The following is a 24,414-nucleotide window of genomic DNA, read 5'->3' on the forward strand; positions in this document are numbered from 1 at the left end:
GAAGCATGAGTAAAGCAGTAGTAGAGATAAAGGATTTACAAACACACTTTCAGACGGAAGAAGGGACAGTAAAGGCTGTTAATCATGTTAGCTTTTCAGTTCGGGAAGGTGAAACAGTTTGTGTAGTAGGCGAATCAGGTTGCGGGAAAAGTGTAACGGCCTTATCTATTATGGGACTTATTGCTGAATCTGGCGGCATCGTTGGTGGCGATATTCTTTATGAAGGAAAAAGCCTTTTAGGAATGAAAGAGAAAGAACTTCGTAGTTTAAGAGGAAATGATATTGCGATGATTTTCCAGGAACCGATGACATCGCTTAATCCAGTCTTCACTGTTGGAGAGCAAATTGTTGAGACGTTAAGAGAGCATGAACTACTTAGCAAAAACGAAGCATACAAAAAAGCAATTGAATTAATTCGTAAAGTTGGTATTGCTCGTGCTGATGAAATTGTCCATTCTTATCCGCACGAACTGAGCGGTGGAATGTTACAACGTATTATGATTGCTGTTGCACTTAGTTGTAATCCAAAGTTATTAATTGCAGATGAACCGACAACAGCTCTGGACGTTACGATTCAAGCGCAAATATTAGACTTACTAAGACAAGTAAAAGAGGAATTTAAAACGTCCATTTTATTAATTACACATGATCTAGGTGTTGTAGCGGAAATGGCCGATTACGTTGTTGTTATGTATGGTGGTAAAGTCATTGAAGAAGCTCCAGTAGTAGAGCTATTTCAAAATCCTAAACACCCATATACGAAAGGGTTGCTAAAATCAAAACCAGTAATGGGGAAACGAACAGATAAACTTTATTCTATCCCAGGGCAAGTTCCAAATTTAGTTGGCTTAGATGAGTTTTGCTACTTTAGTGGCCGCTGTGAACATTGCATGGAAATATGCAAAAATGAAGCGCCAAATCTTAATGTGCATAACGAGGATCATAAAGTAGCTTGTTGGTTATATGAGGAGCGTGCTGGGCAATGAGTGAACCGTTATTAGAAGTGAAGAACTTAAAAACGTATTTTCCGATTAAGGGCGGCGTATTTAGTAGAACGATTGGACATGTGAAAGCGGTAGATGGGGTAAGCTTTACAATTGATAAAGGAGAAGTGTTTGGCCTTGTAGGAGAGTCTGGAAGTGGGAAAACGACGATAGGGAAAACAATTCTCCGTCTCGTTCAAAAAACAGAAGGTGAAGTGAAATTTAAAGGTCAAGATGTTCATGCTTTCTCAAAAGAGGAGCTGAGAAAGCATCGTCCTAATATGCAGCTCGTCTTTCAAGATCCATTTAGCTCATTAAATCCAAGAATGAGAATTGGAGAAGCGCTTGGTGAGCCAATGTTGGCTCACGGGCTAGCGACGAAAGAAAATGTCCGTGAAAAGGTGATAGAAGTATTGGAGTTATGTGGTTTAGCGCCGTATCATATTGACCGGTACCCTCATGAGTTTTCCGGTGGGCAACGTCAGCGTATCGTTATTGCAAGGGCAATGGTATTAGATCCAGAATTTATTGTGGCTGATGAGCCTGTTGCGGCATTAGATGTATCTATTCAAGCGCAAATCATTAATTTGTTTAGTGAATTACAGGAGAAAAAGGGATTGTCCTATTTATTCATTTCACATGATTTAAGTGTTGTGGAGCACTTATGTACGAAAATTGGAATTATGTACTTAGGAACTATTGTGGAAACAGCACCACGTGATGAGTTATTTGCGAATCCACTTCATCCATATACAAAAGCATTATTATCAGCAGTACCAATACCTGATCCAACGGTTAAACGAGAACGGATTATTTTAGAAGGGGATATTCCAAGTCCGGCAAATCCGCCGTCAGGTTGCCGTTTTCATACACGCTGCCCCTTTGCTACAGATGTTTGTAAAAAGAATGTACCAGAATTCCGTAATGTGGGTGAAAATCATTTTGTTGCTTGTCACCATGTGTGAAAAAAAGGACTCTTTCAAAAAGTGAAAGAGTCCCTTTTTTTATTTACTAGATGAAGTTTGTTTCAATACAAATTGCTCGATTGCATGAGCAACACCATGTTCATTGTTTGTTAATGTTACAACGTCACATAGTTTTTTTACATCTTCTTCGGCATTTCCCATTGCAACTGATAAGCCTGCAACTTGTAACATTGGCACGTCATTAAAGTTATCGCCGATTGCAACAGTATCTTCAATTGGTATATTGAAATAAGCTGCCATTTCTTGCAAACCATTGCCTTTATGGCCATGCTTATCCATAATTTCTACATTAGTAGGAGCTGATGCCGTAACTGAAATGTCCGTATCTCCTTGTAAAGTTTGTAATAGCTGTGAACGATGAGCAGCATTAAATGTTAAAATGAAGAATTTAGATATTTCTAATTCTGGATTATTTACGACATCTTCTATTTTTTGGAAATCAGTAATTAAGTTAGATTTCTTTTGTTTTTCTGTAATTCTTTCAAGTTCTTCAAGTGTAACATCTAGTGTATGTTTGTTTTCTTCGAATGTCTGCATGACTTGACCTTGCCATGTATAAGGAGAATAAACCCCTTTATTTGTGTACAACTTATATGGGAAACCTTCAGATTCTAGTAATTTTGCAAGCTTGTATACTTTATCATTTTGTAAACAACGCGAGTTAATTACTTTTCCGTCCACATAAACAATTGCCCCATTGCTTGCTCCAACTGGAAGAGATAGTTTATATTCTTCCAATAATTTCAAAGCATCCTCCTTCGCGCGGCCAGAACAAATCATTACAATATGACCAGCTTCTTTTGCGGTTTGGATAGCTTGTAAGTTCTCTTTGGAGATTTCAAGATTAGATGATAGTAGTGTACCATCCATATCTAGTGCGATTAATTTCAAAATGACCACCTCTTTGTTTCCATTATACATAGTTATATAGAGGAAACATATAAACTTATCTTGGAAAGATAGTATTTAATCCCGCATTAATTTTCCAGTAAAAGCTCGATTGGTGAGGGGGAATAATCAGTAGGGAATGGAACCCTTGCTGATTAAAGTTTCACTTTGTTTTGTAACAAAATAGAGATGAATAATATTATATTTCGCTTTATGACCGTAATGTTACACTAGTGTTACGAACATAATTGTAGTAGAAAACGCATTAAAACAAGGTTTTTGAGTGTTTATTTAAAAAAACGTAAAAAAAGTGTAATAAAATTTACGTAATTATATTGCAACGTAATAACACTTATGTTACATTAATGTTACAAACGTTACGTAATTAATTTCAATGTAACGTTAATATGAAAACTATGAACTAATCATTTCTTAGAAATTACATATAGATAACTTATAAAAAGGAGAATGAATGATATGAACAACGAGCAAGTATTAAACGTAACAAAAGGTGACTTCTTAGGATCAGCAAGCGGAGCAGTAGTATTAACAGCATTAATCGTATTTCTTTCAAGCGTATTAGTATAATAGAAGCTTTGTAACAAAAATAAGAGAAGGGAGAATGAAAATTATGAACAACGAGCAAGTATTAAACGTAACAAAAGGTGACTTCTTAGGATCAGCAAGCGGAGCGGTAGTATTAACTGCATTAATCGTATTTCTTTCAAGCGTATTAGTATAATAGAAGTTTTGTAACAAAAATAAGAGAAGGGAGAATGAAAATTATGAACAACGAGCAAGTATTAAACGTAACAAAAGGCGACTTCTTAGGATCAGCAAGCGGAGCAGTAGTATTAACAGCATTAATCGTATTTCTTTCAAGCGTATTAGTATAATAGAAGCTTTGTAACAAAAATAAGAGAAGGGAGAATGAAAATTATGAACAACGAGCAAGTATTGAACGTAACAAAAGGTGACTTCTTAGGATCAGCAAGCGGAGCGGTAGTATTAACAGCATTAATCGTATTTCTTTCAAGCGTATTAGTATAATAGAAATTTTGTAACAAAAACAAAAGAAGGGAGAATGAGGAATATGAACAAGGAACAAGTATTACAAGTAACAAAAATGGATATTTTAGTATCAGCAGGTGGAGCGGCTGTATTGACAGCGTTTATTATATTCCTTACAAATGTATTAGTATGATGAATATGGATAACAATAAGTTTTTATATACCGTACGTACCATTATTCTAAAAAAATAAAGACTCTAGCATATTAGTAAATAGTTAATATGTTGGGGTCTTTTTTGTTTTCCTCTCATATATCCCCTCAAGTATTAATGTTATCCCCTTATCCTGTAAAAACCAGCTGATTAAAGTTTCACTGTATTTTAAAGAGAAAAAGGTCGAATTTTATATGTAAGAAAAAAAGAGGAATTTGACAGAAAAGATAGAAAATTTTAAAGGTCATAATTTGTTAGCTTGCTAACTAATTTCTATTAACGAACATTGGAAGCGTTTTCGGTTAGGTTTAATTATGAACCATTTAATCTATTTACAGGGGGATGAGGAATTTATGAAACAAAAATCTATGGATACGCTAGCTGCACAAATGGAGGATTTTTTCCCGGTACGTGATGTAGATCATATAGAATTTTACGTAGGAAATGCAAAGCAATCAAGTTATTATCTTGCGAGAGCGTTTGGATTCAAAATTGTAGCTTATTCTGGATTAGAAACAGGAAACCGTGAAAAGGTATCTTATGTTCTTGTGCAAAAGAATATGCGTTTTGTTGTGTCTGGAGCTTTAAGTAGCGATGGCCGTATTGCAGAGTTTGTAAAGACTCATGGTGATGGAGTGAAAGATGTGGCTTTACTTGTTGATGACGTTGATAAAGCTTACTCTGAAGCGGTGAAGCGTGGCGCTGTTGCGATTGCTCCTCCTGAAGAGTTAACAGATGAGGAAGGTACCTTGAAGAAAGCGGTTATTGGTACGTATGGTGATACAATTCATACGCTTGTAGAGCGTAAAAATTATAAAGGAACATTCATGCCAGGATTTCAAAAGGTAGAGTTCAATATTCCATTTGAAGAATCCGGTTTAATTGCTGTAGACCATGTCGTTGGTAACGTTGAGAAAATGGAAGAATGGGTTAGTTATTATGAGAACGTCATGGGATTTAAACAAATGATTCACTTTGATGATGACGATATTAGCACAGAGTATTCGGCATTAATGTCAAAAGTTATGACGAATGGAAGCCGTATTAAGTTTCCAATTAATGAACCAGCAGACGGAAAAAGAAAGTCACAAATTCAAGAATATCTAGAGTTCTATAACGGAGCGGGTGTACAGCATCTTGCTTTATTAACAAGTGACATTGTAAAAACAATTGAAGTGCTTCGTGCGAATGGTGTTGAGTTTTTAGATACGCCAGATACGTATTACGATGAGTTAACTGCACGAGTGGGGAAAATTGATGAAGAAATTGATAAATTAAAAGAATTGAAGATTCTAGTAGACCGTGACGAAGAAGGTTATTTATTACAAATCTTTACGAAACCAATTGTAGATCGCCCAACTCTATTTATTGAAATCATCCAACGTAAAGGTTCTCGTGGATTTGGCGAAGGGAACTTTAAAGCGTTATTCGAATCAATTGAAAGAGAACAAGAGCGTCGCGGAAATTTATAAAATTTGTATCCACCAGCAAGAGTTCCTTTGTTGGTGGAAATTTCATTTTCATAGGGAGGAATCATGATGAAATTTGTTACATTTCGTCTCCCATCGAAAGAAATGCGAGCTGGATGGCTTGAAGGTGACAAAGTAATCGATATGAATCTTGCGAGTGATGGACAATTACCTTCTTCTATGTTCGCCTTTTTAGAGAAAGCAGATGAGTATGTAGAAGTATTGCGTAATATTAAGCATCCTGAAGAGGGTATATATTCCTTAGAGGAAGTTCAATTAGCAGCGGCAATTCCTAATCCGAGTAGCATTCGAGATTTTTATGCATTTGAACAGCATGTAAAAACAGCCCGCGGAAGAAGAGGGCTAGATGTTGTACCTGAATGGTATGATATCCCGGTTTTTTATTTTACTAACCACCGTGCTGTTATTGGACCAGATGATTTTGTTATTGGTCCGAAGAAGTCTAAAAAACTTGATTATGAGTTAGAGATTGCTTGCGTAATTGGGAAGGAAGGACGAAACATTTCTCGTGAGCAAGCAGAGGAATATATTTTTGGGTACTGTATTATGAACGACTGGAGTGCAAGGGACTTACAAGCAACAGAAATGAAAGTAGGGCTTGGCCCAGCGAAAGGGAAAGACTTTGCAACTTCATTAGGAGCGTATCTCGTTACGAAAGAGGAATTAGACGTTTATCGTAACGGTGATCGTTATGATTTAGAGATGACTGCTCATGTAAATGGGCAACTGTTATCAAAAGGGAATTTCCAAGATATTTATTATACATTCTCTGAAATGATTGAACGTGCTTCGGAAGATGTTACGTTATATCCAGGGGATGTTATCGGGTCTGGAACAGTAGGAACAGGCTGTATTTTGGAGCTTGGTACGGAAGAGTGGCTGCAAGATGGAGATGTTGTAGAACTTACGATTACTGGTTTAGGTACATTACGTAATACGGTCAAAAAAGAGATGGAAGCAGGTGATGGGCATGTATTATCGTCACATGGGGGAGCTACCTCATAAACGACATGTACAATTCCGTAAAAAGGATGGATCGCTTTATCGTGAACAGGTAATGGGAACAAAAGGTTTTTCTGGTACGCAGTCTATTTTGTATCATCATTATATGCCAACGGAAGTAGGTCATGCGGCATTATCGCATTCTTGCCAGTTACAGTATGAAGAGGATGCCCTTCTTGCTCATCGTCACTTTCGCACGAAAGAAAATAAGAAAAATGGTGATGCAGTAAGTGGAAGAACCTTCATACTTGGAAATGAAGATTTGTTAATTGGAGTAGTAAGCCCCACTGAAAAAATGGATTATTTCTATCGTAATGGTGATGGCGATGAAATGTTATTCGTTCATTATGGAACAGGAAAAATTGAGACGATGTTTGGAACGATTCACTATAGCAAAGGTGATTATGTAACGATTCCAATTGGAACGATTTATCGTGTTATTCCAGATGAGGGAGAGACTAAGTTTCTTGTTGTAGAGGCAAATAGCCAAATTACAACACCAAGTCGCTATCGCAATGAGTATGGGCAACTGTTAGAGCATAGTCCGTTTTGTGAAAGAGATATTCGTGGTCCGGAGAAATTGGAGACATATGATGAAAAAGGTGAGTTTGTCGTAATGACAAAGTCGAGGGGTTATATGCATAAGCATGTTTTAGGGCACCATCCGTTAGATGTTGTTGGCTGGGATGGCTATTTATATCCATGGGTATTTAATGTTGAGGATTTTGAACCAATTACAGGTCGTATTCATCAGCCACCACCAGTACATCAAACATTCGAAGGTCATAATTTTGTTATTTGCTCTTTCGTACCACGCTTATATGATTATCATCCAGAATCAATTCCGGCACCATATTATCATAGTAATGTGAATAGTGATGAGGTACTTTACTATGTAGAAGGTAACTTTATGAGCCGAAAAGGTGTGGAAGAAGGTTCTATTACGCTTCATCCGAGCGGGATTCCACATGGGCCGCATCCTGGAAAAACAGAAGCGAGTATAGGGAAGAAAGAAACACTTGAATTGGCTGTTATGATAGATACATTCCGTCCGCTTCGTATTGTAAAACAAGCACATGAGACGGAAGATGAAAAGTATATGTATAGCTGGATTGAAGAGGGTTCATATACTGTGAAATAAGTAAAAAGAGGCATGATCAATAAAGGAGCATGCCTCTTTTGTGGAATCGACATGTATAATAATACCAAAAACAGTTATGAAAAGATATATAGATATGATTGTGTGAATCTTTTTATAGAAAGAATGATAAGGGTATAGCGCGTATCTCGATAATTTTCTGTTTATTCCGACAAAAGTATTGACTAAAGAACATGCTGTGGGTAAAATGAAAAAAGTAAATTAAATTTTCAGACAACTAAAATCATGGAGGAGCACAGTATGAAGCAAATTTTTCAAAAGAAGCCGATTTCGACGTTACTGCAAGAAAGTAAACAAAAGACATTATCGAGAACGTTAGGGGCACTTGATTTAACAATGCTTGGAATCGGAGCAATTGTTGGAACTGGTATTTTTGTTCTTACTGGCGTTGTAGCAGCGAAACATTCTGGACCAGCTATTATATTATCATTTGCTATAGCTGCATTAGCTTGTGCCTTTGCTGCATTTTGTTACGCTGAATTTGCTTCTTCAGTTCCTGTCTCAGGGAGTGTGTACACGTACACGTATGCGACGATGGGAGAAGTATTTGCATTCTTAATTGGATGGGATTTAATGCTCGAGTATTTATTAGCTACATCTGCTGTAGCCAATGGATGGTCAGCGTATTTTCAATCGTTATTAAAGGGATTTGGGATTCATATTCCGACCATTCTCTCCTCGGCTCCTGGTACAGGAAAGGGTGGAATAATTGATCTACCTGCAGTTCTAATTATTCTAGTTATGACAGCTCTTTTATCTAGAGGTGTTCGTGAAAGTGCACGAATAAATAATATCATGGTATTTATTAAAATAGCGGTTGTTCTTATCTTTATCTTTGCTGGTTTTAATTATGTGAAACCTGAAAATTGGACGCCTTTTATGCCATTTGGTTTAGATGGTGTAATGGCTGGAGCTGCTACAGTATTCTTCGCATTCATAGGATTTGATGCAGTTTCAACAGCTGCAGAAGAAGTGAAACGTCCGCAACGTGATTTACCAATCGGCATTATCGCATCGTTATTAATTTGTACTGTTCTTTATATCGTTGTTTCACTTATTTTGACAGGAATTGTTCCATACGGACAGCTAAATATATCAGATCCAGTTGCCTTTGCACTTCAATTTATTGGACAAGATAGTTTAGCGGGAGTAATTTCGGTAGGAGCAATTACAGGGATTACAACTGTAATGCTAGTTATGATGTATGGGCAAGTTCGTGTTTCGTATGCGATGAGCCGAGATGGGCTTTTGCCGAAGCGTCTTGCTAAAGTTCATCCGAAATTTAAAACACCATTTTTAAATACATGGACAACTGGGATTATTGCAGCACTTATTTCAGGGCTAATTGATTTAAATGTTTTAGCACACCTTGTAAATATGGGGACATTGTCAGCCTTTGCACTTGTAGCAGTTGCGGTTATTGTCCTGAGAAGAACTCATCCTGACTTACCAAGGGCATTTAAGGCGCCTCTTGTACCATTTTTACCAGCGTTAACGGTAATTTTTTGTTTATACTTAATGCTTCAGTTATCCGGAACAGCGTGGATTAGTTTTGGGGTATGGATGGTTATTGGTATAGCAGTTTACTTTTTATATAGCCGAAAACATAGTGCTTTAAGTAATAGTAAAAAAGAAGAAGATGTAGCAAATTTATAAGTGGAAAAATCCATTCTAATTCTGTTAGAATGGATTTTTGTTTTGAAAATTTACATTTTTCTGAATTTGTTATAAGATAATTGTTGGTTAATTAAGGGGGGAAAGTATGAAAAATACATGGCGTGAGCTAAGGGCGATGGATCGTAACGTATGGATTCGATTTATCGGTGAGACATTGAACGGAATTGCGATGATGATGTTAATGCCTTTTTTTGCACTATATTTAAAAGATAAGGTAGATTCTTTATTACAAGTTGGAATTATTATGGCGCTTTCTCCAATTGCTGCAAGCTTTGGCTCACTTATAGGCGGAAGAATAGCTGATATATATGGAAGAAAGCCAATTATGATATTTTCGATGGCGAGTAATGCATTACTAATGCTCGGTTTTTTATTTATAGAAGGGTTTATCCCATATGCTATTTTATCTATTTTTTTAGGGTTAAGTAATTCTCTATTTCATCCAGCGGCATCAGCGATGGTTGCAGATGTGACGGCGCCAGAAAAAAGAACAGAGGCATATGGTTTATTGCGAATGGGACACAATATTGGTGCTGCAATTGGGCCGATAATGGGAGTATCAGTAGTTGTTTTATCGAAGAACCTTGTTTTTATTATCGCTTCGTCGACAATGCTATTTTATGCATTACTTGTATTAATTTTTATTCAGGAGACAATGCCAAAAGCCGCAGATAAAAAAGAAGAGAATGAAGAGAGGGAATCAGGTGCGGTTTGGAAAATTTTAATGAGAGATAAGGCGTTAATGATTTATTTGCTAGCGGGAATCATTATTTCTATGGGGTTTTCTCAAACAGAAGGCATGTTGCCGCTGCACTTTGATAACGAAATGAAGGGCATTAATAATCCATATCCATATTTAATGGCGCTAAATGGACTATTAGTTGTTTTATTTCAATTTCAAATTTCAAAATGGGCGGCAGATAAACCTGTCGGAAAGACGATGTTATACGGTGCGTGTTTGTTCGGAATTGGTTTGTTTTTTATAGGGTGGTTACCGAAGTGGTTTGGAGGATTAGATACAAATGCTACAATTATTTTAATAACGTTACTGTTCGTTTATGCAATATACACGTTAGGTGAGATGATTATGTCACCTGTACAGATGACGTTTGTAGCGAATTTGGCCCCTGAGCATTTGAGAGGAACATATATGGGAGCGGCCAGTTTGCAGTGGATCACAGGGGGGGCATTTGGTCCACTTCTTGGTGGTTTTCTATTGGATCGTTTGCTTGGTCACTTCTTATTTACAATTTTAGGTGTTGGATGTGTAGTTGCAGGCTTTGTATATGTTTCTTTAGATCGTCTTGTTGAGCAGAGGCAAAAAGATACGCTTACAAAACAGTCTTCTTAATAAAATGAAACTTTAATCAGTGTTTTTTCATTCTCCATAAATGGTAGGATAATATAGATGACATACACAAAAAGTGGATTTCTACATATTTTAGGTACATAACCAGATTAGATAGCAATCTTACTTTAAAGTTTAATTATGTTTAGGTGTGTAGAAAATTAAAGAGGAAAAGTGTAGAAAACCAATAAGTGGTGTCTTTTAATTATTTATGGAAGTTACATTTTATTTCAAATAGGAACTACCTATTTTTATAAAAAGTGCTAAAATAGAAAAATGAAAACAATTGGTTAGGGTGATTTCAGTGACAAAAATTAAATTAGGTTTATTATACGGTGGAAAATCAGCTGAGCATCAAGTTTCGTTACAAACGGCTCTTGCTGCTATTAAAGCATTAAATCAAGATAAATTCGAGATTCATCCAATTTATATTACAGAACAAGGTCAATGGGTACGCGGTGAGCGTATTGAAGGTGAAGTAACAGATGTTGAAACTTTAAAAATGAGCGGTGCAGAAAATGCGATTTCCCCGTTATCATTAAGCACAGAAATTATTCCGTCTGCAACTTCTCAAGAAGATGCGATTGACGTTATTTTTCCATTACTACATGGGCCAAACGGTGAAGATGGAACGGTTCAAGGATTATTAGAATTAATGAACATTCCTTATGTAGGTAACGGTGTATTAGCATCAGCTGCTGGTATGGATAAAGTCGTTATGAAAAATATCTTTGCAGAAGCTGGATTGAAACAAGCGAAATATGCATCTTTCATTCGTAGCGCATGGGAAAAAGATAGTGAAATAGCGTATGAAAAAGTAGAAGAAGTATTAGGATATCCTTGCTTCGTAAAACCAGCAAACCTTGGTTCAAGTGTTGGTATTAATAAGTGTAACGATCGTGAAGAGCTTGAGAATGCATTCGAAGAGGCATTCCAATTTGACCGTAAAATTATTGTAGAAGAAAATATTGTAGGTCGTGAAGTAGAAGTTGGTGTATTAGGTAATGATGAGCCGAAATGTTCTGTTGTAGGTGAAATTGTACCGAAAAAAGATTTTTATGATTACAAATCGAAATACATCGATGGTGATACAGCGTTAATTATTCCAGCTGAAATGACAGAAGAAGAGTCTAATGTAATTAAGCGAGATGCAATTATTGCATTCCAATCATTAGATGGTTCTGGCTTAACACGAGCTGATTTCTTCTTAACGAAAGATGGAGAACTATATATTAACGAAGTAAACACAATGCCAGGATTCACGCCGTTTAGTATGTTCCCGCTATTATGGCAACATACAGGGTTACCGTATCCGGAATTAATTGAAGAGTTGATTCGTTTAGCGATTGAACGTCACGAAGAAAAACAAAAAATTAAATATACAATCTAACAAAAAAGGAGGAAGCACTATTCGAAGGAATAGTGCTTCCTCTATGTAAGGAGTGTTTTTTTATGATTAAGCGAACGTTAAAACAAGTAGAGAAAATGGTAGATGGTACTGGATTAGCAGAGAAATATGAGGGAATTACTATACAAGGAGCATCTATTGATACGAGAAAGATTGAAAAAGGAAACTTATATGTTCCGATTCAAGGTGAACGTTTCGATGGACATGCTTTTGTAGATAAAGCTGTTGAAAACGGGGCGATTGCTACATTGTGGATGAAAGATGTAGAAAACCCACCTGAAAATCTTCCAGTTATTTTTGTAGAAGATACACTAGCAGCATTGCAAATGTTAGCGAAAAACTATCGTGATCAATTGGATGTAAAAGTTGTTGGTGTAACGGGTAGTAATGGTAAAACATCTACGAAAGATATTGTAACAAGTATTCTTGCGACTAAATTTAAAGTTCAAAAAACAGAAGGTAATTTCAACAACCATATCGGTTTACCTCTTACTATTTTAAATTTAGAGGAAAATACAGAAGTAGCTGTATTAGAAATGGGCATGTCAAGCCGAGGTGAAATTGAATTTCTATCTAAGTTAGCTCGTCCTAATGCAGCTATTATCACGAACATTGGTGAGGCACACTTAATGGATTTAGGCTCTCGTGAGGCAATTGCTGAAGCGAAGTTAGAAATTGTTACAGGTTTACAAGAAGGTGGAGTTTTTGTATATAATGGGGATGAGCCGCTATTAACAAATCGTGTTCCGGAAATGAATTTAGCAGCTGAAACAGTTACATTTGGTGATGCGAGAGCAAATGATTATTATCCAACTACTGTAACATTACAGGCGACTGGGACACACTTTAAGATGAATAGAGATGAAACTTTGTCATTCTATCTGCCAGTACTAGGAAAGCATAATGTATATAATACGCTTGCTTCAATGGCAATTGCAAAAAATTTTGGTGTAACGTGGGAAGAAATGAAAAAAGGTTTAGTAACACTTCAAATGACAGGTATGCGTATGGAAATTGTAAAAAAAGATAGTGGTTTAACAATTATCAATGATGCTTATAATGCTAGTCCAACAGCTATGGAAGCTGCGTTCCACCTAATGAATGGTTTAGATGGATTTGCTAAAAAAATTGTTGTACTTGGTGATATGTTAGAACTTGGAAATCAAGAAGTGCAATTTCATTATGAAGTAGGTAAATTAATTGATCCAGCAAAGATCTCATATGTATTCACATATGGTAGATTAGGGGCTCAAATTGCTGAAGGTGCAAAAATTAATTTCCCTAAAGACCGTGTAAAAGCGTATGATAGTAAAGAAGAGTTAATAAAAGAGTTGCAAGCAGTAGTTGATGCAAAAGATGTTGTGCTAGTAAAAGCGTCTCGCGGTATGAAATTAGAAGAAGTAATTACGATGTTGAAATAATTGGTGTATATAAATAGGGATGATAGCCACGAAAATAGTGGAAACTTATAATAAGCGCTTACAGTAAATGATAAAAAAATAAAAGTAAAGAAAAAAGCTCTGAATATGAAATAAGGTAACAGTTGGGGTTTGCTTTTTACACCTACAAAACTTATAATTGATAAAGTGTAATAACGTTTAGAAGTATTTTCGTGAAGAATATACGCCCGGTTATACGTCAGTATTCAGGAAAAGGGCTTTTCCGCAAGTTCGGAAAACGCCTTTTTTTAAATGATAAGTATAGGATAGAAAAGGAGAAGTAACATTGACAACATTTCGAGAATTAGGATTAAGTGAGTCTTTACTACAATCTGTTGAAAGTATGGGCTTTGAAGAGGCTACGCCGATTCAAGCTGAAACAATTCCATATGCATTGCAAGGTAAGGATATTATTGGGCAAGCGCAAACAGGTACAGGGAAAACAGCAGCATTCGGATTACCACTATTAGATAAAGTGAATACAAATAAAGAAGCAGTTCAAGGTATTGTTATCGCGCCAACGCGCGAATTAGCAATTCAAGTTGGAGAAGAGCTATACAAACTTGGTAAACATAAACGTGTTCGTATTCTACCAATTTATGGTGGTCAAGATATTAACCGCCAAATTCGTGCTCTAAAAAAACACCCACACATTATTGTTGGTACGCCGGGTCGTATTTTAGATCATATTAACCGTAAAACACTTCGCTTACAAAACGTAGAGACTGTTGTTCTTGACGAAGCGGATGAAATGTTAAACATGGGCTTCATTGAAGATATTGAAGCGATTTTAACAGATGTGCCAGAAACACATCAAACATTATTATTCTCAGCGACAATGCCAGATCCAATCCGTCGTATTGCTGAGCGTTTCATGACTGAGCCTCAACACATTAAAGTAAAAGCAAAAGAAGTAACAATGCCAAACATTCAGCAGTTCTATTTAGAAGTGCAAGAAAAGAATAAGTTTGACGTGTTAACACGCTTACTAGATATTCAATCTCCAGAGCTTGCAATCATATTCGGTCGTACAAAGCGTCGTGTTGATGAATTATCAGAAGCATTAAACTTACGTGGTTATGCAGCAGAAGGTATTCATGGTGACTTAACACAAGCGAAACGTATGTCTGTATTACGTAAATTTAAAGAAGGTGCTATTGAAGTTCTTGTTGCAACAGACGTTGCTGCACGTGGTCTTGATATTTCAGGCGTAACACACGTATACAACTTCGATATCCCACAAGATCCAGAATCATACGTTCACCGTATCGGTCGTACTGGCCGCGCAGGTAAAAAAGGTATTGCAATGTTATTTGTAACACCACGTGAATCAGGACAATTAAAAAATATCGAGCGTACAACAAAACGTAAGGTTGATCGTATGGAAGCACCGACACTTGACGAGGCATTAGAAGGTCAACAACGTTTAATCGCTGAAAAACTTCAAAGCACAATCCAAAATGAAAACTTATCATACTACAAGCGTATTGCAGAAGAAATGTTAGAAGAGAATGATTCTGTAACAGTAGTAGCTGCTGCTTTAAAAATGATGACAAAAGAGCCGGATACAACTCCAATCGCTTTAACATCAGAACCACCAGTTGTTTCAAGAGGTGGCGGTTCTAAAAAACGCGGTGGTAACGGAAGTGGATACCGTGATGGTAACCGTAATCGTAGTCGTGATGGACGTGGAAGCGGAAGTGGCGATGGTCGTAACCGTGATCGTAATCGTGATGGACGTGGAAGCGGAAGTGGCGATGGTCGTAACCGTGATCGCAATCGTGATGGTGGTAGTGGTAGCCGTGATGGTAACCGTGGTCGTAAAGGTGAAGGTCGCCCTGGATCTTCAAATGGACGCGGCGAAAGAAAACATCATAGCCGTCCACAAGCTTAATAAAAAAGAGAATGCCCTTTGCTGGCATTCTCTTTTTTTATTTCTGTAATTGTGCATACTACATAATAACTCGTATAGAAATGAGGTGCTATATGCTTGTAAGACTTGGGTATGTTGCGATGAGTGTGCATTTGAAGAATGCATCTCCATCTCAAACGATGACATATGCACAGTTTCAGCGGATTGATGATCGAGAGGCTGCGATTCGTAAACTCGAAAGAATCGCTAATTCGAATTTGGAAAATTGCTTACGATTATTAAAGCATAATAAAGGACATGATATATCTTTCTTTCGACTTAGTTCCAAGCTCATTCCTTTAGCGAATCATGAGGAGTTGTTAGATTGGAACTATATTCGTCCTTTAAAAGAAAATCTGAAAGAATTAGGTGAATATGCAATTCGTATGAATATGCGAATTGACTTCCATCCAGATCATTTTGTTGTACTAAATTCACCTGAGGAGAGTATTTTTAAACAATCTGTAAAGACATTGCAGATGCACAAAAAATTGTTAAAGGGTATGGGAATGGAACATAAGCAACGATGTGTATTACATGTGGGAGGAGGTTATAAAGATAAGGAGCTCGCATTAGAACGATTTATAGAAAATTGGTCAACTGTTCCAAGAGGTATTCAAGAGATGATTATATTAGAAAATGATGACACGACCTTTTCTTTAGAAGAAACATTGTATTTAGGTGAGAAATTAGACATTCCAGTCGTGTTTGACTTGCACCATCATATGATGAATAATGACCAGGAAGATTGGCATGAAGATTGGGCACGTGTTGTACATACGTGGGAATCGTCTTTATTACCAGTTAAAATGCACATCTCTAGTCCTAGAGATGGAAAAGATCCAAGAGCACATGCGGATTTTATTGATGTAGATACCTTCTTATCTTTTTTGAAAAAGATAAAGGGGAGTGTTCCGCAAATTGATTGTATGATTGAGGCGAAGAAAAAGGATGAGTCTTTATTTCAACTAATGAGAGAGTTAAGTAAACAAACAGATGTGGAAATTGTCGATGGTGCGAGCTTTTATATTAAATAAGCTCTGCGCCATCGGTTTTTTTTGCCCGATTGGTGCGGGCTAATAATCAGTGGGGGATGGACAAAACCCCCACTGATTAAAGTTTCACTTTATTAAAAAAGGGGTGCACATGCCGCCGATAATCAGTCCTGTTAAATGGCTTATAGGATTGGCAGAGGGATTAAAGAAAGTAAATAGTAGTAATATAAGTATCATTATTGAAAAAATAGCGATGTCTCTTGGTTTTGAAGAACGATATCGACTATACAATAAAAATAATTGGGCGCCTAGTAATCCGAAAATACCACCAGATGCTCCGGCGTGAATATATTCAAAAGGCATAATAATATAAGAAGAAATATTCCCGAGAATGCCAGAAAGGAAAAAAATAATGATGAAAGAAAAGTGTCCTAGTTGTTTTTCAATAGAAGAACCAAGTACAAATAAACAAATACTATTAGAAAGAAAATGTTGTAAGTCTACGTGTACAAGTAAGGAAGTTATGACACGCCACCATTCTCCTTTAGCGATATATTCATTGTAGGCTGCCAGGTGAAAGAGGGAAAAGTCGCTCAATATAATCATGACTAATTGTATAAGAAGTAAAGAGATGATAATCGGTTGTAAGGAAATGCGAGTGGATGGTATTAGCATGTTGTTAGTATCACTCCTTTTGCATCAGAAAGATTCTCTGTTATTCTTACAATATGAATGAAGAAAGCTAAATAGAAGAAGGGGATTTTGAAATGATTGTAGGGATTGGAATCGATATTATTGAGTTAAATCGAATTGAAAAAATGCTAGATGGAAAGCTTAAATTTATGGAACGTATTTTAACTGAAAGAGAACGTGGTGTTGCCGAGGGGCTGAAAGGAAGTCGCCTTACAGAATTCGTAGCTGGAAGATTTGCAGCAAAAGAGGCGTATTCTAAAGCGGTAGGGACCGGTATCGGGAAAGAAGTGAGTTTTTTAGATATTGAAGTAAGGAATGATGATAGAGGTAAGCCGATTATCATTACAAATACAGAGCATATTGTTCATTTATCAATTAGTCATAGTAAAGAATTTGCCGTTGCTCAAGTTGTTTTGGAAAGCTCGTCACGCTAGTCTGCATATTTTATATCTTTGTCTCATATATTTGAGGTAGCGATAAGGAAGGCATACCTTCCATTCATTTATAGGGGCAAAGGGGCTGAAGTGATGAAAAGGCGTCTGTTTTTAGTTCTTGTCGGTTTGTTGACCGTTTTTGTGTTGGCGGGTTGTATGGAAAAGAAACAGGAAGATGTTGTGAGAGATTTAGAAGCGAAAGTTAAAAGTATGAAGAGTTATCAAGCTGAAGCGAAATTATCTATTAAAACAGGAAATGAGCCTCAGGAGTACAATGTAGAAATTTGGCATAAAGAACCTTCGTATTATCGTGTGAATTTGCAGAATGCGAAAAAGGATCAGAGTCAAATTATTTTAAGAAATGATGAAGGTGTATTTGTATTAACACCGGCGCTTAATAAGAGTTTCCGTTTTCAAAGTGATTGGCCGCAAAATAGTAGCCAGGCTTATTTATATGAATCACTTGTAAGAGATATTTTGCAAGATAAGAAAAATCTCTCTTTCGAGAAAACAGATAAGTATTATGTATTTAAAACAAAAACAAATTATCAACATCAAAATATGTTGCCGAAACAAGAAATTAAGCTGAATAAAAGTGATTTAACACCAGTTTCTGTGAAGCTGATGGATAATGACCAAAATGTCCTTGTAAAAGTAGATTTCACTAAAGTAAAGTTTGATGCAAAGTTTGATAAAGGTGCATTTGATACGAAACAAAATATGTCTAGAGCACAAGTGGATGTTCAGACGGTAGCGAAAGAAGACAAACCGTTTGCTATTTTGTATCCGCGTGATACGCCGCAAGGCATGACTTTGAAAGAGGAAGAAGAGTTGAAGACAGACAGTGGCAAGCGTGCAATACTCACATACACTGGAAGTAAGAAATCCTTTACTTTGATACAAGAAAAGGCAAAAGTTGCAGAGGCCTCATCGGCGGTAAGTGTAAGTGGAGAGCCGGTTGATCTTGGTTTCACGATTGGTGCATTGACGAAAGACTCTGTAACGTGGTCGCATAACGGAGTAGAATATATGCTCGTGTCTAAAGGTTTAGAGCCGAATGAGTTGTTGATGGTTGCTCGTTCGGTTACAGCGAAGCAGGTGAAGTAAACATCTTAGACGTGGTGATATATGTGCACCGCGTCTTTTCTTAGTTTGAAGGTGGATTTCATAAAAGAAGCATATAAAAGAATAAGCTTCGCATATCGTGTATAAGGAAGTGTATTTATGGAAGACGCACCGTTTTACCGTGACACCTGGGTGGAAGTGGATTTAGATGCGATTTACAACAATGTTACGCATATTAAAGAGTTCATTCCAAGTGATGTAGAGATTTTTGCTGTAGTTAAAGCGAATGCATATGGGCACGATTATGTACCGGTGGCTAAAACTGCATTAGAAGCAGGAGCGACAAGATTAGCAGTTGCTTTTTTAGATGAAGCTTTAGTGCTTCGGAGGGCTGGTATTACTGCACCGATTTTAGTATTAGGTCCTTCCCCGCCCCGTGATGTAAATGTAGCTGCTGAAAATGATGTAGCATTAACTGTTTTTCAAAAAGAATGGGTGGAAGAAGCGATAAAGCTCTGGGATGGTTCATCAATAATGAAATTCCATATTAATTTTGATAGTGGTATGGGGAGAATCGGAATACGTGAACGCAAAGAATTAAAAGGGTTCTTAAAGAGTTTAGAAGGTGCGCCATTTTTAGAGTTAGAAGGAGTATATACGCATTTTGCAACAGCGGATGAGGTTGAGACTTCTTACTTTGATAAGCAATATAATACATTCTTGCAGCAGTTAAGTTGGTTGAAAGAATTTGGAGTAAATCCTAAATTTGTCCATACAGCCAATAGCGCTGCAACGTTAAGGTTTCAAGGGATTACATTTAATGCGGTGCGAGTTGGTATTGCGATGTATGGATTATCCCCATCTGTAGAAATACGTCCTTTTTTACCATTTAAATTGGAACCGGCGTTGTCACTTCATACGAAAGTTGCTCATATTAAGCAAGTGATTAAAGGGGATGGAATTAGTTATAATGTCACATACCGAACGAGAACTGAAGAATGGATTGCGACAGTTGCAATTGGATATGCAGATGGCTGGCTTAGAAGATTGCAAGGGTTTAAAGTACTTGTAAATGGTGAAAGAGTACCGATTGTGGGTCGAGTAACAATGGATCAATTCATGATACATCTTCCTTGTGAAGTGCCACTTGGTACGAAAGTTACACTCATTGGGAGACAAGGTGATGAGTATATTAGTGCTACTGAGGTCGCTGAATATTCCGGGACTATTAATTATGAAATTATCGCAACGATAAGCTTCCGTGTACCGAGAATATTTATACGAAACGGTAAAGTTGTAGAAGTAATCAATTATTTGAACGATATATAGAAGAAGGTATTATCGCTCAGTATCTCGTCATTTAGGTAGGGGATTTTCGCTAATGGAAAATAGGCTCTTTTTTGCTAGGGAGCTTCTTTTTATAATTGTTATTAATATAAGTTACAATGAAATGTTGCGGAAAGAATTGCTTTATTTCTTGTTTGAAAGAGATGAAAAGTAAAAGAAGATGAATGTTTTGTTTATGAATTGGAAAACATAAGCAGGGAATAAGGAAGTCTTTGCAACAGGCTCCATACAATGGTATTATTACAATAGGTGTCATATATATATTTGGGTGTGTAGTTGACGGTGGAGGTGTATTTTTGTGTCCGAATCAAGTGTAACTACTGAAATCGTGGTTCGGTTGCCAAAGCAAATGGTAACGGAATTGGACGGAATTGGAAAACAAGAGAATAAGAATCGCCATGAACTAATTTGCCAGGCAACACAACTGTTATTGCGTCAACATAAGACGAAGAAACGCTACCAACATGAATCAATGCGACGTGGGTACATTGAAATGGGAAAAATTAATCTTGGTATTGCATCTGAAGCTTTCTTAGCAGAGTATGAAGCAGCTCATACAGTAGAACGCTTAGTTAGCGGGGGGTAATATTTTGATTGTAAAACGCGGCGACGTGTATTTTGCAGACCTTTCCCCAGTTGTTGGTTCTGAGCAAGGAGGCGTTCGTCCGGTTCTTGTCATTCAAAATGACATCGGAAATCGGTTTAGTCCGACTGTGATTGTAGCGGCTATTACTGCACAGATTCAAAAAGCGAAATTACCCACTCATGTGGAAATTGATGCGAAAAAGTATGGTTTTGAGAGAGATTCTGTTATTTTACTTGAGCAGATTCGAACAATCGATAAGCAACGCTTAACGGACAAAATCACTCATTTGGATGAAGTGATGATGAGTCGTGTAGATGAAGCGTTACAAATTAGTTTAGGACTAATAGATTTTTAAATCGGCAGTTTAAGTTGCTCTCTTTACAGGGCAACTTTTTTTTATTATAGAGGAGGTTACGGTTGGATATGGAAATGGTAGATAATCGACAAGGGTTAATGAAAATGTTAGTGAAAGAATTAGGCTTTACAGAAAAGCAAGTTCGTCATGTTATTCAATTAACAGAAGAAGGTAACACAGTTCCATTTATCGCTCGTTACCGAAAAGAATGGACAGGATCTCTAGATGAGGTGCAAATTCGTGCAATCTTAGAAAGATGGCAATATATGATGCAACTAGAAGATAGGAAAGAAGAGGTCCTTCGTCTTATTGGTGAAAAGGGTAAACTAACCGAAGAGTTGCGTCGTCATATTGTTGCTGCAAAAAAACTTCAGGAAGTAGAAGATTTATATCGTCCATATAAAGAAAAAAGAAGAACGAAAGCTACAATTGCTAAAGAAAAGGGATTAGAACCGTTAGCTGAGTGGCTATTGTTATATAAAAAAGAAAATCCAGCAGAGAAGGCTATGGAATTTGTTAATGCAGAAAAAGAAGTGGCGTCTGCAGAAGATGCGTTGCAAGGTGCGCAAGATATTATTGCGGAACTTGTTTCGGATAATGCGGCATATCGTAGTTGGATTCGCAATACTACTTTCCGACAAGGGATTATGTCTTCATCTGTAAAAGATAAAGAAAAAGATGAAAAGAATATATATGAAATGTATTATGGCTATGAAGAACCGTTGCAAAAAGTAGTGCCACACCGTGTACTAGCTATGAATCGTGGTGAAAAGGAAGACGTATTAAGAGTTTCTGTTATCACGCCAATTGAAGAAATTCTTCAGTTTTTACATAAAAAAATGATTCTTGATGAAGCTTCTAAAAGTGCGCATTATGTACAATTAGCGATGGAAGATGGATATAAGCGATTAATTCAACCTTCAATAGAAAGAGAAATTCGTAAAGAATTAATGGAAACGGCCGAAGAACAAGCGATTCATATTTTCTCTGAGAATTTACGTAATTTATTATTACAACCTCCGATGAAAGGGAAAGTTGTGTTAGCGGTAGATCCAGCGTATAGAACCGGTTGTAAATTAGCTGTAGTAGATGATACAGGAAAAGTTCTTCACATAGATGTTATTTATCCGCATCCGCCTGTTCGTAAATATGAGGATGCAAAAACGAAAATCCTTTCAATTATAGATAAATATGAAGTTGAAATGATAGCGATTGGAAATGGTACAGCTTCGAGGGAAACGGAAGAATTTATAGTAGATGTATTACAAAATGTAGAACGAGATGTATTTTACATTATTGTAAATGAAGCGGGTGCTAGTGTGTACTCAGCATCTGATGTAGCTCGCGAGGAGTTTCCGAATTTACAGGTTGAAGAAAGAAGTGCTGTTTCAATTGGGAGACGTCTGCAAGATCCACTTGCAGAGCTTGTGAAAATTGACCCTAAATCTGTTGGGGTGGGACAATATCAACATGATGTATCTCAAAAGAGATTAAATGAATCATTAACATTTGTAGTAGAGACAGCAGTTAACCGAGTTGGTGTTAATGTAAATACAGCTTCAGTTGCATTGTTGCAATATGTTTCGGGGTTATCAAAAACAGTTGCGAAAAATATTGTAGCTAAGCGTGAGGAAGATGGAAAATTCACGAAGCGTACTGAATTAAAGAAAATCCCGCGTTTAGGTGCAAAAACATATGAACAATGTATCGGGTTTTTACGTATATTAGAAGGAGCGAATCCGTTAGATCGCACAGGGATTCATCCAGAGCAATATAAAAATGTTGAATTGCTATTAAAGAGCTTAGGGTTATCGAAGAGTGATGTGGGGAAACCAAACTTGCAAAAGAGTTTAGAAGGAGTAGATATTTCTAAATTATCTCAAGAGACGGAGATTGGTGAGCCAACACTAGTTGATATTATGGATGCTTTAATTAGCCCGGAACGAGATATGAGGGATGAGTTGCCAAAGCCACTTTTGAAAAAGGGGATTTTAAAATTAGAAGATTTAAAGCGTGGTATGGAATTAGAGGGAACGATCCGCAATGTTGTTGATTTCGGTGCCTTTGTTGATATTGGTGTGAAGCAAGATGGTTTAGTACATATTTCTAAACTAAGCAAACAATTTGTAAAGCATCCATTAGATATTGTATCCGTGGGACAAATTGTAAAGGTATGGGTAGATGATATTGATACGAAAAAAGGTCGTGTTGCATTATCAATGTTACCGATTGAATAGTAAGAAAAGAGAGCAGATGAAACTGCTCTTTTTTTATGAACTGGAAAGTTTAATTGATTATGAGCTTTGATGTATTTTACTATAATAAAACCAGCATTCATTTAGTAACTTGATTTGATACCGGTTTTTCTCAAAATATGCACGTTGCATTTGTTTCTTTAGCCACGTGGGCATAGGAATCCCTCCTTGTTTAATCCTGCTCTCAAAAAAGTAGCTCCTTTTAGTTAAGGTAACTTTGATGAGAGGTTGGTGAGTGGATTTCTAGCAATGCTGCATTTTTAGAAATCACGCTTCTTGAATGAGGATGGGTATATGTACTATTTACTATATGTATAAGAAGAGAGAAAAGTGTAAAAATATTTTTTAGTTTAGGAGGAATGAGAATGGATGAGCAAGAAATTCAGCGGTTAGTGGAAGAGGTATCGTTACAATGCTTTGGAATGCCGTTTTTACATAAAGCAATGTTTAATAGTAGGTTACGTACAACTGGTGGGCGCTATCTATTGAAGAATCATAATATAGAATTGAATTATCGATATTACGAAATATATGGTAAAGAAGAGTTAGTCGGGATTGTTAAACATGAACTTTGTCATTATCACTTACATATCACAGGAAAAGGGTATAAGCACCGAGATAGAGATTTTCGTGAGTTATTAAAGAAAGTAGCTGCACCACGTTTTTGCAAACGAATGATTAGTGAGGAGGAAACGAAAGTTTCTATGTATGAATGTATGGGGTGTTCATTTCAATATGTAAGAAGACGTCAAATAAATACACAAAGATATGTATGTGGAAAGTGTAAAGGACAACTAAAACTGGTAGTGAAAACATCTTGACAGTGAAAACGCAATCCAGTATATTATAAACATGTCCCGTTTGCGCAAGACGTTGTGAAAAAACTTCTTGACTTACGATGAGAAATTTTATAAGATACAAATTGTCTTTATTATTCCGCAGTAGCTCAGTGGTAGAGCTATCGGCTGTTAACCGATCGGTCGTAGGTTCGAGTCCTACCTGCGGAGCCATATACAGAGAAGTACCCAAGTGGCTCAAGGGGCTCCCCTGCTAAGGGAGTAGATCGCTAACGCGGTGCGAGGGTTCGAATCCCTTCTTCTCTGCCATATATATTGGCCCGTTGGTCAAGTGGTTAAGACACCGCCCTTTCACGGCGGTAACACGGGTTC

The 24,414-nt window shown here is 36.9% G+C and carries 26 protein-coding genes and 3 tRNA genes (1 of these 29 only partly in view); 26 read left to right on the forward strand and 3 right to left on the reverse strand.

Features of this window, described 5'->3' with window-relative positions; genetic code table 11:
* Positions 1-5 precede the first annotated feature (5 nt).
* Complete coding sequence (locus tag MHI07_RS01270) at positions 6-986, forward strand: ABC transporter ATP-binding protein (protein ID WP_088098637.1); 981 nt, start codon at positions 6-8, stop codon at positions 984-986.
* Positions 983-1,948, forward strand: coding sequence for an ABC transporter ATP-binding protein (locus MHI07_RS01275; RefSeq protein WP_340821538.1), 966 nt, complete (start codon positions 983-985; stop codon positions 1,946-1,948). Before MHI07_RS01270 ends, MHI07_RS01275 begins: the two co-directional genes overlap by 4 nt.
* A gap of 39 nt (positions 1,949-1,987) precedes the next feature.
* Here the strand turns inward: MHI07_RS01275 and MHI07_RS01280 are convergent, their stop codons facing one another.
* Positions 1,988-2,860 carry a Cof-type HAD-IIB family hydrolase gene (locus tag MHI07_RS01280; protein ID WP_133059582.1) on the reverse strand — a complete coding sequence of 291 codons (873 nt, stop codon included), beginning with the start codon at positions 2,858-2,860 and terminating at the stop codon, positions 1,988-1,990.
* A 465-nt stretch (positions 2,861-3,325) separates the two neighbouring features.
* On the opposite strand from MHI07_RS01280, the gene MHI07_RS01285 reads away from it, so the two are divergent.
* From MHI07_RS01285 to uvsE, 14 genes are all read left to right on the forward strand, one after another.
* Positions 3,326-3,445 (forward strand): DUF3948 family protein, encoded by a 120-nt coding sequence (locus MHI07_RS01285; RefSeq protein ID WP_002009865.1) that lies wholly within the window; start codon positions 3,326-3,328, stop codon positions 3,443-3,445.
* Positions 3,446-3,479: 34 nt separating this feature from the next.
* A complete protein-coding gene (locus MHI07_RS01290) occupies positions 3,480-3,599 on the forward strand; it encodes a DUF3948 family protein (protein WP_002074222.1) in 120 nt (39 codons plus the stop codon).
* 34 nt (positions 3,600-3,633) lie between these two features.
* Positions 3,634-3,753, forward strand: coding sequence for a DUF3948 family protein (locus MHI07_RS01295; RefSeq protein WP_002074222.1), 120 nt, complete (start codon positions 3,634-3,636; stop codon positions 3,751-3,753).
* Between the two features lie 43 nt (positions 3,754-3,796).
* Complete coding sequence (locus MHI07_RS01300) at positions 3,797-3,907, forward strand: DUF3948 family protein (RefSeq protein ID WP_001058532.1); 111 nt, start codon at positions 3,797-3,799, stop codon at positions 3,905-3,907.
* Between the two features lie 43 nt (positions 3,908-3,950).
* Positions 3,951-4,061: a DUF3948 family protein gene (locus tag MHI07_RS01305; protein ID WP_002113412.1), complete on the forward strand. Its 111-nt coding sequence runs from the start codon at positions 3,951-3,953 to the stop codon at positions 4,059-4,061.
* A gap of 372 nt (positions 4,062-4,433) precedes the next feature.
* Positions 4,434-5,552: a 4-hydroxyphenylpyruvate dioxygenase gene (hppD, locus tag MHI07_RS01310; protein WP_002113414.1), complete on the forward strand. Its 1,119-nt coding sequence runs from the start codon at positions 4,434-4,436 to the stop codon at positions 5,550-5,552.
* Between the two features lie 66 nt (positions 5,553-5,618).
* Positions 5,619-6,575, forward strand: a complete 957-nt coding sequence (locus MHI07_RS01315) for a fumarylacetoacetate hydrolase family protein (protein WP_340821541.1) — start codon at positions 5,619-5,621, stop codon at positions 6,573-6,575.
* A complete protein-coding gene (locus MHI07_RS01320) occupies positions 6,541-7,713 on the forward strand; it encodes a homogentisate 1,2-dioxygenase (protein ID WP_340821542.1) in 1,173 nt (390 codons plus the stop codon). Before MHI07_RS01315 ends, MHI07_RS01320 begins: the two co-directional genes overlap by 35 nt.
* A 258-nt stretch (positions 7,714-7,971) precedes the next feature.
* The gene (locus tag MHI07_RS01325; RefSeq protein ID WP_002159541.1) at positions 7,972-9,387 is read left to right on the forward strand and encodes an amino acid permease; all 1,416 of its coding nucleotides are present in this window, start codon (positions 7,972-7,974) and stop codon (positions 9,385-9,387) included.
* Between the two features lie 106 nt (positions 9,388-9,493).
* Positions 9,494-10,759: an MDR family MFS transporter gene (locus tag MHI07_RS01330; RefSeq protein WP_199709970.1), complete on the forward strand. Its 1,266-nt coding sequence runs from the start codon at positions 9,494-9,496 to the stop codon at positions 10,757-10,759.
* A gap of 301 nt (positions 10,760-11,060) precedes the next feature.
* Positions 11,061-12,146 carry a D-alanine--D-alanine ligase gene (locus tag MHI07_RS01335; RefSeq protein ID WP_002159539.1) on the forward strand — a complete coding sequence of 362 codons (1,086 nt, stop codon included), beginning with the start codon at positions 11,061-11,063 and terminating at the stop codon, positions 12,144-12,146.
* A gap of 62 nt (positions 12,147-12,208) precedes the next feature.
* Positions 12,209-13,585 (forward strand): UDP-N-acetylmuramoyl-tripeptide--D-alanyl-D-alanine ligase, encoded by a 1,377-nt coding sequence (gene murF, locus MHI07_RS01340; RefSeq protein WP_016103361.1) that lies wholly within the window; start codon positions 12,209-12,211, stop codon positions 13,583-13,585.
* Positions 13,586-13,889: 304 nt separating this feature from the next.
* Entirely contained in the window at positions 13,890-15,497 is a 1,608-nt protein-coding gene (locus tag MHI07_RS01345) for a DEAD/DEAH box helicase (RefSeq protein WP_002159537.1), read from the forward strand.
* A gap of 92 nt (positions 15,498-15,589) precedes the next feature.
* On the forward strand, positions 15,590-16,552 hold the full coding sequence (uvsE, locus tag MHI07_RS01350) for a UV DNA damage repair endonuclease UvsE (protein WP_002159536.1): 963 nt from the start codon (positions 15,590-15,592) through the stop codon (positions 16,550-16,552).
* Between the two features lie 84 nt (positions 16,553-16,636).
* Here uvsE and MHI07_RS01355 read toward each other — a convergent pair whose 3' ends face one another.
* The gene (locus tag MHI07_RS01355; RefSeq protein WP_002159535.1) at positions 16,637-17,185 is read right to left on the reverse strand and encodes a rhomboid family intramembrane serine protease; all 549 of its coding nucleotides are present in this window, start codon (positions 17,183-17,185) and stop codon (positions 16,637-16,639) included.
* Positions 17,186-17,277: 92 nt separating this feature from the next.
* Here MHI07_RS01355 and acpS point away from each other — a divergent pair, with 92 nt between their 5' ends.
* The 6 genes from acpS (at position 17,278) to MHI07_RS01385 (ending at position 23,227) form a co-directional block, all read left to right on the forward strand.
* Positions 17,278-17,637, forward strand: a complete 360-nt coding sequence (gene acpS, locus MHI07_RS01360) for a holo-ACP synthase (protein WP_002009969.1) — start codon at positions 17,278-17,280, stop codon at positions 17,635-17,637.
* 156 nt (positions 17,638-17,793) lie between these two features.
* Positions 17,794-18,744 (forward strand): LolA family protein, encoded by a 951-nt coding sequence (locus MHI07_RS01365; protein WP_078180266.1) that lies wholly within the window; start codon positions 17,794-17,796, stop codon positions 18,742-18,744.
* Positions 18,745-18,861: 117 nt separating this feature from the next.
* Positions 18,862-20,031 (forward strand): alanine racemase, encoded by a 1,170-nt coding sequence (alr, locus tag MHI07_RS01370; protein ID WP_002159533.1) that lies wholly within the window; start codon positions 18,862-18,864, stop codon positions 20,029-20,031.
* Between the two features lie 316 nt (positions 20,032-20,347).
* On the forward strand, positions 20,348-20,635 hold the full coding sequence (locus tag MHI07_RS01375) for an antitoxin EndoAI (protein ID WP_000004570.1): 288 nt from the start codon (positions 20,348-20,350) through the stop codon (positions 20,633-20,635).
* A gap of 4 nt (positions 20,636-20,639) precedes the next feature.
* On the forward strand, positions 20,640-20,990 hold the full coding sequence (gene ndoA, locus MHI07_RS01380) for a type II toxin-antitoxin system endoribonuclease NdoA (RefSeq protein WP_000635965.1): 351 nt from the start codon (positions 20,640-20,642) through the stop codon (positions 20,988-20,990).
* A gap of 68 nt (positions 20,991-21,058) precedes the next feature.
* Positions 21,059-23,227 carry a Tex family protein gene (locus MHI07_RS01385; RefSeq protein ID WP_016103364.1) on the forward strand — a complete coding sequence of 723 codons (2,169 nt, stop codon included), beginning with the start codon at positions 21,059-21,061 and terminating at the stop codon, positions 23,225-23,227.
* Between the two features lie 57 nt (positions 23,228-23,284).
* Here MHI07_RS01385 and cmpA read toward each other — a convergent pair whose 3' ends face one another.
* A complete protein-coding gene (cmpA, locus tag MHI07_RS01390) occupies positions 23,285-23,401 on the reverse strand; it encodes a cortex morphogenetic protein CmpA (protein ID WP_001143642.1) in 117 nt (38 codons plus the stop codon).
* A 209-nt stretch (positions 23,402-23,610) separates the two neighbouring features.
* On the opposite strand from cmpA, the gene MHI07_RS01395 reads away from it, so the two are divergent.
* From MHI07_RS01395 to MHI07_RS01410, 4 genes are all read left to right on the forward strand, one after another.
* Entirely contained in the window at positions 23,611-24,066 is a 456-nt protein-coding gene (locus MHI07_RS01395; RefSeq protein ID WP_002159531.1) for a SprT family protein, read from the forward strand.
* 114 nt (positions 24,067-24,180) lie between these two features.
* Positions 24,181-24,255: transfer RNA gene (locus tag MHI07_RS01400), tRNA-Asn, on the forward strand.
* Positions 24,256-24,260: 5 nt separating this feature from the next.
* Positions 24,261-24,351, forward strand: a tRNA-Ser gene (locus tag MHI07_RS01405).
* Positions 24,352-24,359: 8 nt separating this feature from the next.
* Positions 24,360-24,414: transfer RNA gene (locus MHI07_RS01410), tRNA-Glu, on the forward strand; it runs 20 nt beyond the window's last position.

It is taken from the genome of Bacillus sp. FSL H8-0545 (assembly GCF_038006105.1).
Classification (GTDB): domain Bacteria; phylum Bacillota; class Bacilli; order Bacillales; family Bacillaceae_G; genus Bacillus_A; species Bacillus_A cereus_U.